Consider the following 14970-nt stretch of genomic DNA (forward strand, 5'->3'; position numbering starts at 1 on the left):
GCGATCCGCTGGCCTTCATCGCGTTACGCTGGCGTCCGTTCGGCCCTCGGGCCACAGAAAACCCTGTCCAAGCTGCGCACCGGACGCGCGGGCGCGCTCCAGATCCCGCGAGTTCTCAATGCCTTCAATAAGTACAGACCGAGCGATACTGGCCCTGATGTCCTTCACCAGCGGGGCAAGCGGTGCATCACCGCTCAGCGCTGAGCGGTCGATCTTCACGCCGTCCAGCGGAAGGGCGAGGCGCCGGTACTCCTCTGCCAGGTCCCGGGTCAGATCGTCCAGCCAGATTTTCCAGCCCGCCTCTTTTAGCCGAACAAGCGTGGCGCAGAGGCGACGTTGCTCCGCCTCACTCAGCCGCGTGGGGGCAAGGGGATCCTGAATTTCAATCGTTAACCGCTGCTGATGACGTAACGCGAGCAATAGCCGGATGGCGCGTTCGTCGAGAAGATGTTCTGCCGGGAGGTTAAGCCAGTAGGCGTCCCGGCCGGGTATCTGTAAAAGGGTGCTGGCCTGCCAGAAGAAGATTTGCAGCGCGCTGCGCGAAGGCAGCGAGGCAAACAACACCTCAAGATTGACGTTCGGGATCTCCACGAGAACTTCATGCGCAACAACCTGTCCCGACCGGAGATCGACAAGCGGCTGGAATCGCAGCCCTGAGATACGTTGCAATACGGGGGAGGGAAGAACGGTATACATGGAGCAGCCTTCAGAAACAAAAAAGGTTCCCGCAGACGCGGGAACAAAAGGCAAACGACACACGGTCACACACTTAATTCAGGATCCAGCGAATGCTTTGATAAAAAGACGGGCCGCGCACAGCTTTTAGCTTATTCATGGCATTGTTTTTATAGAAATAAACGAGCCTGACGTTGCAGCCCAGCTGCCGGGCAATTTGCTTGGTTTTAAGATTACAGGAGTAGCCGCGCAGTACGCTGGCTTCCTCGCTGGACAGCCTTGCCGGCGTGCGTAAACGGGTTGTCATGCCGACGTTATAGCGGCCCGATTCCTGCGGCGTCTGGCTCATCAGTATTTGCCACAGCGCTTTGATATCGCCCAGGGAAACCCTTTTGCTGATGACGCCATCAACGTGCTTGAATTTTAAATAGCCCGCAGACAGCGAATAAATATAGATCTTCGCCGTTTTTTGCTGTTGTTTAATACAGAGAATGTCGTCATTGGTTGTCACCCTGAAATGACGCGTATTCAATGGATCATAAATGATGATATCAAAAAGCTGTTCGCAATTTGCAAGCTCTTCGATATGGGTGAATCCATGGAAAATAACATCGTGCTTTTCATCAGGCTCACGCTTTCCAAGCGATTGCAGGCCAATCATCGTGAATTCGCAGCTGTCGACAACAGCAACATGAATTGTTTTTTTATTTTGCATTGGCATTCTCCTTTCGCTGAGTAAACAGTCCGTATAAGAGAAACTGGCGGACGCGCAATTTCTTATTACACAAAGAGTAGTGAACACCGTTTAAATAGTGTTGTGCGATGGCATCAATGTAAGCCAATACAAACTGTTGAGTAAAGCTACTGCCTGTTATTAACAAAAGATAAAATTGAAAAACGGTTTTAATGATAAATGTAATTGTTTTAATCTTCTAATAATATTCACGGCAGCTTTTTATTCTGAAAATTAGAGCTTAATAACCATTGGGGTGGTTTTTAATGTGTCTAACTCACGGTTTTTCAACGGTTTTGATACCGTCCTTGTACGTGGTTCTGTGATCCCGGCAGGATTATTTGCAGGTCTGGCCATTCAGGCGTGAGAAGCTTGCAGAATAAAATAGAATATTTTCTATAAATTTAATGTACTCGTTCAGAATTTTAGTCACGAGAAGGATAAAATCCTGGCGCGTAGAGGTTGAGAGTGGTGAGGACATAAACTATTATCCTTTTCCTCCGGTCACGATAATTTAGAAATGACATGATTAATACTGAACGTATCGTAAGAGTAATGGTGTTTTACAAAATAAATATCTTTAAAGAGATAATATTCCAGGCGCTGCATGACCTTTTACCCGATTACGTGTTGAAAATTAATCTGGTCGATTCCACTGAACAGGCACTGGCAGCCGTTGCTGATAATGGTGTGGATATTTTTTTAACCGAATTTAATTATCTGCTGAATCATAAGGAGTGGAGCACTGAAGTCAGCAGCCGTTTCACCGCCTTATGCAAAACGCATAACGTCAGGCGGGTGCTTCTGGTGCCCGAACTGCCGTACGGGCTGTTAAAAAAAGTGCTACAGATGAAATTTGAGCTGACCATCAGCCAGCAGGATGAGTTTTCAGAACTGAAGAAGGAGATACCCGCGTTACTCATGACGGAAATGCCAAAACCGCTGATCTCTTCCTGGCTCAGGCAGGCAATGCGGGCAGGTTCGCGATCGCGTTCCATTCTTTCAGCCAGAGAGTGGGAGGTACTTCATCTTATCGTGGAGGGTTTTTCAACGACTGAAATTGCCCGTCACCGCAACCGCTCCGTCAGCACTATTGCCACGCAGAAGCACAATGCGATGAAAAAGCTGAATCTTTCCAACCATAGCGAACTGATTAAGTATCTGCATACGGTTGGAAAAATGGAGGAGTAGCCTGCCCGCACGGGTCCCGTCAGGGATAGATAATATTCAGCGTAGCCGAGGTATTGATCTTGCCCTGGCCTAACTGAGCGGGTGCCCACGCGTAATAGTACGCCGCCATAGGTATAGTGAAATGTTCGCTCAGGGCCGCGCCGGCCGCCACGCTGAAAAGCATCGTGGCGTTACCGCGGCTGGTGGTGGAGGTGGAGAAGGCGACCGGCGTTTGTGGGGCATCACGTTTGATCAGCCGTAGCCCAACGCCCTGCGCCGCGCCGCTGCTGCCGTCAATCAGCACCGAATTGTCGGTTGACAGCAGCTGCGTGCTGGAGAGGAACATCTCGATTGTCCGGTCGGAATTCCCGTTAACCCCCACGTTCTGGCAGCTCATGTTGAGTGAAAAAGGCGTCAGCCCCGGCTGGGAGGATGCGCTGAGTTGGGGAATGCCGAGCGTCGGAAGCGCCACGGTCAGTCCCGCGTTATCAAACGAACAGGTGGTCAGCTTCGGCGCATATTTGATGATCATCGGCTGACCGAACATATCGCGATTGTCGTAAGGCCACTTGAACCCGCTGAATAACCACTGGGCGATTTTGATGACCTGATTGATTGGCCAGAGGACGATTTCCAGAAACGACAATCCGCTCATATCGCTGACGAACAGAACGTCGCTCATGTTCGCCGTATCGCCCGTAAGCGTGGTGCCGCTCTGGCTAACGAGGGTGAAGCGAACCGTAAACGGCGTGTTCAGCTCGGCCGCCGTATGGCTTCCGCTGGCGGCCAGCGTTTTATTGGCCGGAGGATTGGTGATCTCCGCCCGCACCATATACTTGTTATTGCTGAACCCGAGTATGGTGGCGTATTGGCTGTCGGTCGACAGGATAGGCGTGTATGAAAACTGGCTGTTGCCCGTCGTGCAGTTGAAGGTGCCGCTGTACTGCGTGGTAAAGCTTCCGGTCCAGGTCGGCGTGGCGGGGCTCAGCTTATCCGATAAATCGACCGAAATGGGCGTGCCATAGACGATGCTGCTGCCGGAGCAGGTGGCATAGCTCAACCCGCTGATACTGGAAAGAAGCAGGAAAACAAATAAACGTATCATATTGATAATCCGTAATTATTGGCAGACCGATGGCGGGCCGTCCAGCCCCCATGCCGGCGCGGAAATTTCGCATTTACCGCCGCGAAGATGCACGTTGAGCGCGCGTGGCGGCTGTTCAGCGCGGATATAAAGCACGCTGGCCTGGCCGACATACCCGACGGATCCACCGTGCTCGTCCAGGACTTCGGTCCCGAATGGCAGGGGCTTACCGTCGGCACGCGCCGCGCGAAGCACCCACGACTGGCGTTTGTCGGTTTCAAAGCGGACATAGCTCACCGCCCCGTCGTAGGGAGCCACGTTCGCCATGTTGCCGATCACTTCCGCGCCAGCGCTGTTTTCCGTTTCAGTTAACGTAATGGCGTTTTTACGATACGGGGTGGCGTAAGGCACCAGCGCCACGCCGTCGCGGTTGGTCACAATACTTTCATCGCCGTTCACCATCAGCCCCTCGGCCTTAGGCGCATCCACAATAGTCATGGTTGTGCCGGTTTCGTTTGAGGCGAGAACGTGCCACGGGAAGGCCACCAGGCTTCCGCGCCCGCTGAGCCCGGTCTGGCGATAGTCGGAAGATTCGCTGTAAGAGCCGCCCAGCGTCGCAAAGTTAGAACGATACGCCGCGTTCACGCTCGCCGCGTTTTTCCCACCGCGCGCGTTGCTGCCGGAGAGGGTATAGCTCAGGCGGTTCGACGCCATCGCGTTTCCGCTCATGCTGATATTGCTCTGCTCGTAATGCGAATCGCTGGCCGTCAGGCTGGAGGTGATCCACGCATTGTTATCAAACAGCGAGAACGGCAGGCTGAGGGAGAGGTAAACGCGGGTCTCTTGTTCGCTATCATTATTACGTACCCGGCTGGCCGATACGGTGTAGCTGGCGCGGCCAATCGCGTTGGAATAGCCCATCTGATATTCGCGTGAGGTTTGCTGCGAATTCCAGTAATCGCGCTGCGTGCCGGAGATAAACACCGTGCCCCAGTTATCGAGCAGTCGCTGGTTAAGGTTAAGCGTGAAGGTGTTTTTGGGCTGCGCCGCGCGCAGGGCATCCCAGGTGCTCAGCGACATGTCGGGCGCAACGCCAAACCGCTCTTCGTAATTGTCGTACTGCGCTCTCAGGCGCTGATAACCTTCACGTGAATAGAGCGCGTCGCTGAAGCTGTAATAGCCTTTAGTGGAATAGCGATAGGCCGCCAGCGTGAAGTTGGTGGCGGTGGTATCGATAAATTTGCTGTACGACACGCGATAGCTCTGACCGCTGCTGGAGCGATCCTGTAGGGTCGTTTTTGCGTGGGTGACGTCGAACGAGACGGCACCAAAGGGAAGGTTCCACCCGGTACCGACAAGCCCGGCCTGGTAGTTATCGCTAAAAATCGTCCCGGTATACCCGGTGATGAGGTTGTTAAACCCGTAGCGCAGCGTGGCCTGCAGAAAGGCGGGTTCGGCGTCGAGCGTGTTCTGATGCACCTTGCCCGCCACCACGCTGTACTGGCTCACGCCCTCTTTTAGCATGCCGGGCACGGCGGAAAACGGCACCGTGAAGGACTGCCGGGAACCATCGGCTTCGCGTACCACGACCAGCAGATCGCCCGCGGAACCGGTAGGCTGAATGCTGTCGAGCGTAAACTGGCCCGGCGGAACGTTTTCCTGATAGATCACGTTGCCGTTCTGGATAACCTTCACCAGGGCGTTAGTCCGCGCAACGCCGTGAACCACCGGCGAAAATCCCTGCTGTGAATTTGGGCGCATCTTCATGTCCGATGCCAGCGACGCGCCGCGCACGCGAAGCGAATCAAACAGATCGCCCGGAATATAAAAATCACCCAGCGTCAGGTTGGACTTCAGCGAGGCCAGGGGACGGCGCAGATAGCGGGTATTGTTCTGCCAGTTGCTCTCTCCGCTGGCCGTTTTCCGCCAGGTGCTGCTGTCGCGAAACTGCCAGCCGAACAGGTTTGCGCCGGAATCCAGCCCGGCATAAAAATCATCGTTTGTATCTTTCGCTGCGCCCTTCGCGCGGGTGTTGTACCAGGTCGTGTTCCACGACAGCATCAGCGCCGGTATCCCCTCATCCCAGAACTGCGGGGCAATGTACCCTTCTTCAGTATGTAGTACCGCCGCCTGGGGAACGGTGAGCGCCAGGCTCAGGGTGCCGGTATCGGTTTTCACGTCGCCGCCCTGAACCAAATCGCGCAGCTGGACCTGTCCATTAGCAATGGCGGGCGCGGGAACGGACGCGGTGTTGATGCCAAGCGTCCGGGCATCTTTCCAGGCGAGGCGGATGTCATCACGCTGCTCGCCGTAGACCACGGTATATCGCCCCTTCCAGCTGCCGTTCACGTAGATGTCCATCTCCTGATTGCCGGCAGGCATGACGTTGTTTTCGGAAAAGCGAGACAGATCGGACTCACCGGATGCGCCAGCAAGCAGGGAGGGATCAAACGAGACGGCCCCTGATTTATGCGTAAGCAGAAGCGAGCAGACTGCCAGCAGACAGAGTCTGTTTTGTTTCATTTTCATGGTGAGTCTTTCCGATCACTGACTGGTGATAGTCCGGGTTTTATACGCGCCGAGATCGTCTACATACATCAGCTGGAAGCGCTGTCCGCGCTTAACCGTCTGCTTTGCGGTAACCGTCAGCTGCCCGAACGGGGAAACCATCGGGGACTCCTGGAGTAATTTCGTTTTACCCAGTGAAATATTGGCGACGGTAATATGGTACGGACTGTTATTCGTAATGCGGAAGCGATCCCCGTCGGCGGCGAGCGTCAGTTTTGCCACCGCGTCTTCCAGCGTGCCGTTGAGCGCAGCGGGCCGATAAAACAGCTTGATGCGTGATTTAATGGCCAGCTGTACGGTATTCTGATTTTGCAAATTTTCAGGCTTTGGCGGAATGTCGAGAACGTTCAGGAAAAAGACGGATTCGCGATCCGCAGGCAAGCTGGACGGAAGCTTCTTAATGCGAAGCTGTTGACCATTATGTTCGCTGACCTTTATTACCGGTGGCGAAAGCAGAAACGGCACGTTTGCTGTTTCCGGCGTTGAATTAATATCGCCATCGTCTATCCAGGACTGTACCAGAGCGGGCGCATCGCCCGTATTCATTAACTGGACAATTACCTCTTTATTATTTTCTGGATAAAGGACACGGGTGCCATTAATGACAATATTGGCCCATGAGTGACCCGTGCTGAGCAGCAGGCCTGCCAGCAAAATTGCCTTACGCATGATTGCAACCTTCAATACAGGCTCTGCGAAAACAGAGCCTGAATAATTAATATTACAGGTAGGAAATGGTATAGGTAACGTTGGAGCTTAATTCACCCACCGTTGCGGCAGCCGCGTTGGTTTTGTAGTAATAAACGTCCAGCGTCAGGGTTTCAGAATCCGGCGCGGTCGCCGTACCCATAATATCGGTGGTGTAAGCCTGGTTCAGGGCAATAGGCGTAGACGACCCTGGCTTCACTAACGCAAAACCAACGTTACGCGCAACGCTGGTATCGTTTTCGTTAACCGTGTTATTCAGCAGGTATTTGCCGTCGGTAGAGATATTATCCGCGCTTGAGAAATAGACTTTCAGCGGCGTGCCGGTGGTGCCCGCGGCAGGTGAACAACCTGAGAACGTCAGCGCGATGGATTTTTTATTTTTAGTGATCAGGCCAACCGTCGTGCCGGCATCTTTTACCGAAATAGGAGAAAGCGCAACGGTGAAGTCCGCGCTTTTTCCGCCGTTAATGGTACAGGTTGTATCGGTAATTGCGCCGGTAAAGTTAATGACACCACCCGCAGAATTGTCTGCAGCCACAGCGCTGGTAGAAGCGATTGCTGCGGCCAGCATAGATACGGTCATGATCGATTTGAACATGATAAACTCCATAAAGATTTGTTTTATTTAAAAAGAATGTTCATCGGCTGCACATCTCCCTGACACACCGGCCAGACGCTTAGCGACTCGGGAGGATGCTTTGACGATATTATGTTGCACTAAAAATGTACATAGCGAAACATTATTCCAACATATTCTAATATTTAAGATTATAATCTTGAGGATTCGTTTTTCTTAAAGTTTTAACCTAAATGTTCATGTTGGAAGAAATTTATTAATGATTTAATAATCGTTAATTAATGAAGCTTTATGAATTCGTCTCTCAATTAATATCACGCGACTTGACCACACAAACTTTAGACTTATTATTGCCTGGCAAATGCACAAAAATTTAACAATGGCGTAATAATAATATGAAGTATCTCATTGATCTCACAATGCTTTATGAAGTAGACACCGGCATGATCATGATTAATGGAGAAGAGGAGTCTTCCATTAAGTTATCTAACCAGGCGGGACGTCTGCTTTATGAACTTATTATCAATAATGGTAAAACGCTCGACAGAGACGACCTGATAAAAAAGGTTTGGGAGGATCACGGTTTCTCCGGCTCTTCAGTGAGCCTGAATGTTGCCATAAGTGAAATCAGAAAAGCCTTTCGTACGTTAGGGTGCGATCCTTTACTGATAAAAACCATACGCGGCAAGGGCTTCAGCCTTGCCGCGCATATTGAGCATCACACGGTCAGGCCGCCGGTTGTTCCCGCTCTTAACGAACAATCTGCATCTGAAGTGAACGACGCTTTACTGCATAAGAAAGATGCGGATCCGCCTAAGCGAATAATAACGATGCCCGCGCTCTTAATTTCGCTGGGCATGCTGGTGCTGGTGCTGGTGCTGGTTATCGGCGCCGTCATATTTCTGCTGCACCAGCGCGTGTCCTATGCCGACAGCATGAATGATTCTGATATGCATCTGCTCGGTAAAGTGGACCGGTGTACGGTATACCTAATCGATAAGAATATGTTCCAGCCGCGACAGCACTACTTTAATCACGTAAAAGAGGTCATTGCGAAGCAGCATATCGACTGCCAGCATCAAGTTGCGGACGCTTACTATTCCAGGTTTAAAAAGTCGCAGATGGAAAATTATTTTCTGGCTATCTGTTATCAACAGGACAGTATCGACGATTATAAGAATTGCATTTCTTACAGAAGCCTGACCGGGAGTTAAAATATGTCAAGGACTAAAATGAGTGTAATGTTCGGTATCGTACTACTGCTGTCTGTTATCACGCTGGTATGGGTCTATTTAACGAGAACCCAGGACGAAGGATTTGGCTGCCAGTCAGATACGATTTCCTGGAAAACCTATTCCACGGGTGATTCAACCGATATGTCATTAACCACGCTCTTCTTGTTTAACAGTAAAGATATGGTGACGGTTATCCATAAAGGCGTACTGAAGAAAGAGGGCAAAAGCTATCTGATCGACAGGAATTACACGCTCAGCGTGGAAAAGGTCGACGGAAGTAATATTTTTTATATCAAGGATAAAAAGCTGAATAAATCTGAAGACGATATGGCACCCGACGGTGTTGTAAACGAAATGTTACTTGATAATATCAACTTCTTCTATATTACCAGCGTCAAAAAACAAGCGTGGTTAATTAAGGGGCTGGTTTTACCTGTAATGATGTGCGTGGCCGTGCCAACATCCTGATATTTCGCTTCGATGAAAAAATCGATATTTATCTATCGCCAAAAAAAAGACTAATTTACTCAATATGTAACAATAAGATACGGGGAATTTATTTCTCTTTTTATTGTTGCTTATCGCTGAGTGAATTTTTCTGTATTGCCTCGTTATTTTGCGGCTGTCTATACTCCGCCTCGAAAAAGGGGCTCCCCTTTTTATACATGTGGATTCTTTTTTGAAGGACTAAATAAATGAACAAACTGAACGCTATCGTTCTGGGCTCCCTGCTGTCTGTTTCTGCCCTGAGTGCAGTTAATGCTGCAGAAACGACCGCTTCTGCCACCTGGCAGGCAACCGCAACCAAAGACAGCGAATCCGATCTGGTGGTTACGCCAACGCGTGCTTTGAACTTTGTTTACAGCGCCAATACCAAATCTTTCAACACCGATACCGGTCTTTTTGACGTGGCTATCCGTGGCGATCACTCTACGGCGACCAGCTTTAAGCTCGAAGCTATCCTCGACGATTCAAACAACACCCTGTTCAGCGTGGGCGGTGAGGCGACCAAGCTGAAAGTGGGCGCGCGTTGGGGCGGTAACGACCTGGGCTCTATCGGTGGCACCGTGGGCGCAAAATCTACCTCATGGACCACGCTGGTTGATTCCTCTTCCAACACCGGCGTGTCTTCTGGCCTGTGGAACCTGACCACCAGCGCTGGCGCTGTGGCTGATACCGAAATCACCGGACAGGACAAATTCGTCTTCTACGTTGACTCCGCTCAGGACAACGCGGGTACCGCGAAAGAGTTCAAAGACCTGACCAACAGCCTGTGGGAAGGTACCGTTTCTGTTGCGTTCCGCGCAACCTGGGGCTAAGGCCTGATCGATCCAGGGGCGCAAGCCCCTGTTTAGGGAAATAGCATGTTTAACCTCAAATCCGCCTTCTTATTTTTATTGTTTATTTCTTCCTCCGCGCTGGCCATTAATGTGGGAAAAGTCACCACCATTATTCCAGCGAACGCTGACTCCACCGCCAAGGAAATAAAAAACGAAGCAGACAGCGTGCGTATTGTTTCTGTTCGCGCACAGCGGATCAGCAGCCCGATGGATGAAGGTGTTGTGATTAACCCGGAGAAAGTAGACGAGCTGTTGCTGACGCCGACACGCATGGTGATGCCCGCCGGTACCAGCAATATTGTCAAATTTTACTATCACGGTAATGCCGACAATAAAGAGCGTTACTACCGTATCACCTTCACGGATGAGGGGGTGAGCGAAGAGGTGGACAACGGTTCGCCAAAATACGGCACGGGCATGACGCGCGCGGTGGTGAGCACCATTCTGGTGGTACAGCCCCGGGATAAGAAAATCGATTTCGTCTACGTGGCGGGAAAAATAACCAATAAAGGTAACACCTCTTTTCGCGTCAACGCGACCGGGACCTGCCTGAAGCCGAATCCGGAATCCCCGACAACGCCGTGTACCAAAAACTTCTACCTGATGCCGGAAACCTCGCGCGCTATCGAGGATATCAACATTACGGATAACCATTTTCATCTCGGAATATGGGACCTGAAACAGTTCATTCCTGTTAAGTAAGGATGCATGGTGAAAAATAAATTAGTGTTGCCGGTAATGATGGCTTGCGCATCCGGCACGCTGCCCGCGCTCGCGTACGCAGCCTCAAGCTCCGTGGTTATCGCTAATTACCGTTTTCCCGACTCGCTTTATGGATTGCTGGAGCAGGGGATCAAAATTCCCGTCTATCTGGTGAATGCGCGTCCTCATGCAGCGCAACAAGGGAATCGCGAAGGCACGGCGAGCGAATACGTGCGTATCGGTGACGTGACGCTCTTTGCTAAAGATCGCAAGCTGGGGCTGAGGGACGTTCAGGTTCAGGAGTCTGATAACGGCATCCGCCTCTCAAAAGAGATGCGGACGCTGCTGCAAAGCATTAACGATAAGCAGTTTGATGACCAGATGCGCATTCCGGTAAGCGCGGGTTCAGCGTTCCAGCTGGATCAGAAAAAAATGCGCCTGCTGCTGAACCTGTCGAAGAGCGACTACGGGGTGAATATTCGTCCGCGTGAGGTGGATACTGATGCCCCGACGTCCGACGACCTGAGCGGGACATTCTCCTACAACCTTGGGGCGTATCACACCGAGAGCGGCTACGGCGAAAGCTGGTCATCCGGCTATCTGAATGCCAAAAACTGGATCTCGATGGGCGTCGATCACCTGCTGATCGACGGCTCTGGCTACGTCAACGAGAGCAGCAGCGACACCCAGATGAACGCGGTCATGTGGGAGCGCGATTATCAGGGGATGCGCTACGCCGCAGGCATGCTGAACGGCTGGGCAATGCAGTCCCTGGCAAGCGTCAGCGGTATTTCCGGCGGTGAGGTCTATGGCGTCTCCATGGGTAACCAGGCCAACTCGCGCAAGCGCGATAACACGCTCTCCCTGACGCCGGTAGTGGTCTACTTCCCTACGGCGGGCGAGGCCCGCATTCGTCGGGACGGGCAGCTTATCGGCATCCAGCGCTTTGACGTCGGCAACCATGAAATTGACACCAGCAGCCTGCCCTACGGGATCTACAGCATCGAAGTCGAAGTGGTAAGCGGCAGCCGCACCGTGTCGCGCAGCATGTACACCGTAAATAAGCCGTTCTCCAGCAACGTGTCGGAAACGCTGCGCTGGCAGATGTGGGGCGGGATGTATAGCCGCGATAAGTCCGTCGTTAACTATAAAAAATACGCGAAGCGCAAAAACGAGCAGGACAACACGTACTACTACGATTACGACACCAAACATAAAGACACCATGTCGCTGGTGGGGGCCTCGTTCAGCAAGCGCAGCGGGATGGTCGACTGGAATGCCTCCACCTACATGATGCGGGAACACATCGTCGGCGAGATGTGGGCCTCCCTGAACCTGACGGGCTATTTCTCGGTTAATACCCAGACCATGGCCGCGTCCGACGGGACGTACCGCGCCAACTACGGCGCGAACCTCAGCCTGCCGTGGCAGATCGGTTCGGTCTGGTACTCCCATGAACAGCTCTCCAGCGGGAAGTTCCTCGACATCTATGAGAGCAAGGGCAACACCTGGGGCGCCTCGTTCAGCCTGCCGTCGTTCGGGTTGCCCTCTGCGGGCAACCTGAGCGTGATGCGCCAGGAAGACGACCTTTATCGCTATAAACGCTACCAGCTGGATTACTCCCAGGGGCTTTACGCCGGTCGCTACGGCACGGCGCGCCTGCGCGTGGGGATGTCGCGGAACAAATACGACGGCTATTACGAGGAGAAAGATCGTTATGTGATGCTCGATTTCGCCATACCGATCGGAAACACCGTATCGGTTGGGGTCTCCCACAATCGTGATACCGGTACGGCGCTGAACGTCAGCGCCAGCCGCCAGTTTGAGGGCGATTACCTGAAGTCGGCCACGGCCAACGTCTCGAAGGCCTTCAACAGCCGCCAGGATCGCAGCGTAAGCGGCGGCGGCAGCGTGAATTTCGACACGCCGTGGAACAGCAACATTCTTAGCGTCCAGAGCGGCATGAGCAAAGGCTGGAACTCCACGCTGACCAGCGACGGCAGCGTGGGCTGGTCCAAAGAGGCGATCGCCGCCGGGAAAGGCACCGAAAGCGCAGGGGTGATCGTCAGCACCGGCCTTAAGTCGGATGAAGCCCTGACGCTGAAGCTTAATGGGCGTGCGGAACGCATCAAAGGGGATAAAACCTGGCTGTCGCTGCCGGCATACCAGGCTTATGACCTGGAGGTGATGAACAGTGAAACCGGTACGGAAAGCTATGAGATTGGCGCGAACGCGCGTCGCCATATCACCGTCTATCCGGGCAATACGGTGGTGATGAAGCCGCAGGTGAAGAAAATCGTCACCCTGTTTGGTCGTCTCGTTGATGCAAACGGTAACCCGATTGGCGCCACGCAAATCAAAAACCACGTCGGTCTGACCCGTACGGAAAACGACGGACGCTTTGTGATTGACGTTGATAAGAACAACCCTGTCCTGAGTATTGCCACACCGGACGATAGCGTCTGCGAGGTGCGTCTGGATATTGAGTCTAACCGCGGCGCGCTGTGGCTCGGGGACATCTCCTGTAATAAAGGCGATTTCGTCTGGCAGGAAGCAAAAGGAACGCTGGAACGTGACGATGAAAAAGATATTCGCTCTTAATTTGCTGCTGATGAGCGCGGCGGCCTGTGCGCAGGAGTTGCCCTACTTCGCCATCAATAACCCGGATAACGACGGCACGGGAAACAGCGCCGGGCTGTTTAGCCTTAACAGCACCTCGACCGCGTTTTTACACGGTTCGCGCGAGTGGCCGACGCTGAGCGCGAAAACGAATAACGGGATCGCCACCTACATACCGGACAACAGCTTCAACGGTCCGGCAGGCAGCGCGCTGACCATCGACTTTTCGGTGACCGGCTCAAGCGCCTCGCCGTTCTTTAAGGGGACAGCGTGTTCGTCCTGCGGCACCGCGGGCTACACCCCGACGACCAGCTATACCGACACGTCGATGGTGGTGAAGCCTCCGGTGATGGAGCCCGGCACGTCTTACGGCCGCTGGGTATTGGGCGATCCGTTCTTCAACTATCTGCTCAACGCCGCGCCAGGCGATGAGGTGACCATCACCTCCACGCCGCAAATCAGCTCCATCAACAAGGTCACCACCACCAATACGCTTCACAAGGTGGGCACGCTGACGATGACTAACTCCAGGGCGCTTAACCTGGGGATTGACCCGATCAGCGGCGAAGTGACGATTATCGACGGATCGACGGGGGCCACCTGCACAAAATACACGCGTAACACGGTGTCTGGCGTGCTGTGCGACCTGCTCGAGTACACCTTTATTGGTGAAGATATCTCCGGCTACAACGGGGGGCTGGCGCTCACCTCCTCCCGCGTAAACAGCGTGCTGCAAACGCACATGAACGGCGGTACCGGGCTTGCCGCAGAGCTGACCTTCGATGAAAACACCTGGTACAGCATCTCCGGCGGCATCCTGAGCGATACGCGCGTGCTGGCGAACACGTTCCTCGCGGCGCCGCAGAAAAACGGCGGCAAAGCGTACCTTAAGATCTTTTTGCCAAAGGCGTTGATTTTGAGCGTGGCGCAGGCGGGGGACGGCAGCAGCATCGGCAATATCGTCAGCCTGTGCCTGACGCCAGGCAACAGCTCGCTGGCGGCGGACTTTTGCTTCCAGCCCGGCGGCGGACTGGTGATTAACCCTATCGAGCCGGGTCTGGAAATTGTGCCCGATAACCCGGACTACACCCTCGATCCTGACGGTCTGGGCGGCTCCGGAAAAGGCACCATAGGCGAAACGCCGATTGAGATCCCCTACACCATCACCTACAGCGGCGCGCAAAAAGATGCGGCGATCGCGGTGACGGTAAAAGTAACCGGGCCAACCCAAAGCCTGAACGGGGTGGACTACTGCGCCTTCAGCGGCAACGGTTTTACGGTTCCCATTCCGGGCAACGTGCTGGTGGGGAAAAGCCAGGCGAGCATGGCGCATAACTGTAAGGGCGAAGTGCTGCCGATCCCCGCGCCTGCTACGCACCCGGAAGAGTGGGACAAAATGAGCTCCGGCGTGACCGATATGTGGCTATGGAAAACGCCGCTGGTGTTGCAGTTTGTTATGGACAACCCGGTCTCGAAAACCACCTACGACGGAAATAGCTGGTTTGGCGAAGTTACCGCGCAGGGAAGAATAGATGTTAGTGCATCCTGGAATTAATCAA

General features: G+C 53.2%; 13 protein-coding genes. 7 read left to right on the forward strand and 6 right to left on the reverse strand.

The genetic code is table 11. From position 1 onward, the window contains the following. Window positions 1-15 precede the first annotated feature (15 nt). Together MOQ06_RS18385 and MOQ06_RS18390 are read right to left on the reverse strand one after the other, a co-directional pair. Window positions 16-696 carry an EAL domain-containing protein gene (locus MOQ06_RS18385; protein ID WP_242174308.1) on the reverse strand — a complete coding sequence of 227 codons (681 nt, stop codon included), beginning with the start codon at window positions 694-696 and terminating at the stop codon, window positions 16-18. Window positions 697-769: 73 nt separating this feature from the next. Then, window positions 770-1390: a LuxR C-terminal-related transcriptional regulator gene (locus tag MOQ06_RS18390; protein WP_148420400.1), complete on the reverse strand. Its 621-nt coding sequence runs from the start codon at window positions 1388-1390 to the stop codon at window positions 770-772. A 573-nt stretch (window positions 1391-1963) separates the two neighbouring features. Here MOQ06_RS18390 and MOQ06_RS18395 point away from each other — a divergent pair. Then, window positions 1964-2599, forward strand: a complete 636-nt coding sequence (locus MOQ06_RS18395) for a LuxR C-terminal-related transcriptional regulator (protein WP_148420482.1) — start codon at window positions 1964-1966, stop codon at window positions 2597-2599. A 19-nt stretch (window positions 2600-2618) separates the two neighbouring features. Here the strand turns inward: MOQ06_RS18395 and MOQ06_RS18400 are convergent, their stop codons facing one another. The 4 genes from MOQ06_RS18400 to MOQ06_RS18415 are packed head-to-tail and all read right to left on the reverse strand — an operon-like array spanning window position 2619 to window position 7536. Next, the gene (locus tag MOQ06_RS18400; protein WP_242174314.1) at window positions 2619-3683 is read right to left on the reverse strand and encodes a fimbrial protein; all 1065 of its coding nucleotides are present in this window, start codon (window positions 3681-3683) and stop codon (window positions 2619-2621) included. A 15-nt stretch (window positions 3684-3698) separates the two neighbouring features. After that, window positions 3699-6191, reverse strand: a complete 2493-nt coding sequence (locus MOQ06_RS18405; protein WP_242174316.1) for a fimbria/pilus outer membrane usher protein — start codon at window positions 6189-6191, stop codon at window positions 3699-3701. A gap of 15 nt (window positions 6192-6206) precedes the next feature. After that, complete coding sequence (locus MOQ06_RS18410) at window positions 6207-6899, reverse strand: molecular chaperone (RefSeq protein WP_148420403.1); 693 nt, start codon at window positions 6897-6899, stop codon at window positions 6207-6209. A gap of 52 nt (window positions 6900-6951) precedes the next feature. Beyond that, complete coding sequence (locus MOQ06_RS18415; protein WP_148420404.1) at window positions 6952-7536, reverse strand: fimbrial protein; 585 nt, start codon at window positions 7534-7536, stop codon at window positions 6952-6954. 374 nt (window positions 7537-7910) lie between these two features. Here MOQ06_RS18415 and MOQ06_RS18420 point away from each other — a divergent pair, with 374 nt between their 5' ends. The 6 genes from MOQ06_RS18420 to MOQ06_RS18445 all read left to right on the forward strand — a co-directional run bounded on the left by MOQ06_RS18420 (window position 7911) and on the right by MOQ06_RS18445 (window position 14966). After that, on the forward strand, window positions 7911-8729 hold the full coding sequence (locus tag MOQ06_RS18420) for a winged helix-turn-helix domain-containing protein (protein WP_242174318.1): 819 nt from the start codon (window positions 7911-7913) through the stop codon (window positions 8727-8729). Window positions 8730-8747: 18 nt separating this feature from the next. Beyond that, window positions 8748-9218: a hypothetical protein gene (locus MOQ06_RS18425; protein WP_148420406.1), complete on the forward strand. Its 471-nt coding sequence runs from the start codon at window positions 8748-8750 to the stop codon at window positions 9216-9218. Window positions 9219-9445: 227 nt separating this feature from the next. Then, the gene (locus tag MOQ06_RS18430; RefSeq protein WP_148420407.1) at window positions 9446-10069 is read left to right on the forward strand and encodes a common pilus major fimbrillin subunit EcpA; all 624 of its coding nucleotides are present in this window, start codon (window positions 9446-9448) and stop codon (window positions 10067-10069) included. A gap of 45 nt (window positions 10070-10114) precedes the next feature. After that, entirely contained in the window at window positions 10115-10792 is a 678-nt protein-coding gene (locus MOQ06_RS18435; protein WP_176609095.1) for a pilus assembly protein, read from the forward strand. 6 nt (window positions 10793-10798) lie between these two features. Next, entirely contained in the window at window positions 10799-13393 is a 2595-nt protein-coding gene (locus tag MOQ06_RS18440) for a CS1-pili formation C-terminal domain-containing protein (RefSeq protein WP_242174321.1), read from the forward strand. Further along, window positions 13371-14966, forward strand: a complete 1596-nt coding sequence (locus tag MOQ06_RS18445; protein ID WP_148420410.1) for a receptor — start codon at window positions 13371-13373, stop codon at window positions 14964-14966. Before MOQ06_RS18440 ends, MOQ06_RS18445 begins: the two co-directional genes overlap by 23 nt. Window positions 14967-14970: the final 4 nt, after the last annotated feature.

It is taken from the genome of Enterobacter sp. I4, assembly GCF_022669095.1.
Lineage (GTDB): Bacteria > Pseudomonadota > Gammaproteobacteria > Enterobacterales > Enterobacteriaceae > Enterobacter > Enterobacter pasteurii.

Coding starts and splice junctions, on each gene's coding strand:
- MOQ06_RS18385 (WP_242174308.1), bottom strand. CDS start 696: ATGTATACCGTTCTTCCCTCCCCCGTATTGCAACGTATCTCAGGGCTG.
- MOQ06_RS18390 (WP_148420400.1), bottom strand. CDS start 1,390: ATGCAAAATAAAAAAACAATTCATGTTGCTGTTGTCGACAGCTGCGAA.
- MOQ06_RS18395 (WP_148420482.1), top strand. CDS start 1,964: ATGGTGTTTTACAAAATAAATATCTTTAAAGAGATAATATTCCAGGCG.
- MOQ06_RS18400 (WP_242174314.1), bottom strand. CDS start 3,683: ATGATACGTTTATTTGTTTTCCTGCTTCTTTCCAGTATCAGCGGGTTG.
- MOQ06_RS18405 (WP_242174316.1), bottom strand. CDS start 6,191: ATGAAAATGAAACAAAACAGACTCTGTCTGCTGGCAGTCTGCTCGCTT.
- MOQ06_RS18410 (WP_148420403.1), bottom strand. CDS start 6,899: ATGCGTAAGGCAATTTTGCTGGCAGGCCTGCTGCTCAGCACGGGTCAC.
- MOQ06_RS18415 (WP_148420404.1), bottom strand. CDS start 7,536: ATGTTCAAATCGATCATGACCGTATCTATGCTGGCCGCAGCAATCGCT.
- MOQ06_RS18420 (WP_242174318.1), top strand. CDS start 7,911: ATGAAGTATCTCATTGATCTCACAATGCTTTATGAAGTAGACACCGGC.
- MOQ06_RS18425 (WP_148420406.1), top strand. CDS start 8,748: ATGAGTGTAATGTTCGGTATCGTACTACTGCTGTCTGTTATCACGCTG.
- MOQ06_RS18430 (WP_148420407.1), top strand. CDS start 9,446: ATGAACAAACTGAACGCTATCGTTCTGGGCTCCCTGCTGTCTGTTTCT.
- MOQ06_RS18435 (WP_176609095.1), top strand. CDS start 10,115: ATGTTTAACCTCAAATCCGCCTTCTTATTTTTATTGTTTATTTCTTCC.
- MOQ06_RS18440 (WP_242174321.1), top strand. CDS start 10,799: ATGGTGAAAAATAAATTAGTGTTGCCGGTAATGATGGCTTGCGCATCC.
- MOQ06_RS18445 (WP_148420410.1), top strand. CDS start 13,371: ATGAAAAAGATATTCGCTCTTAATTTGCTGCTGATGAGCGCGGCGGCC.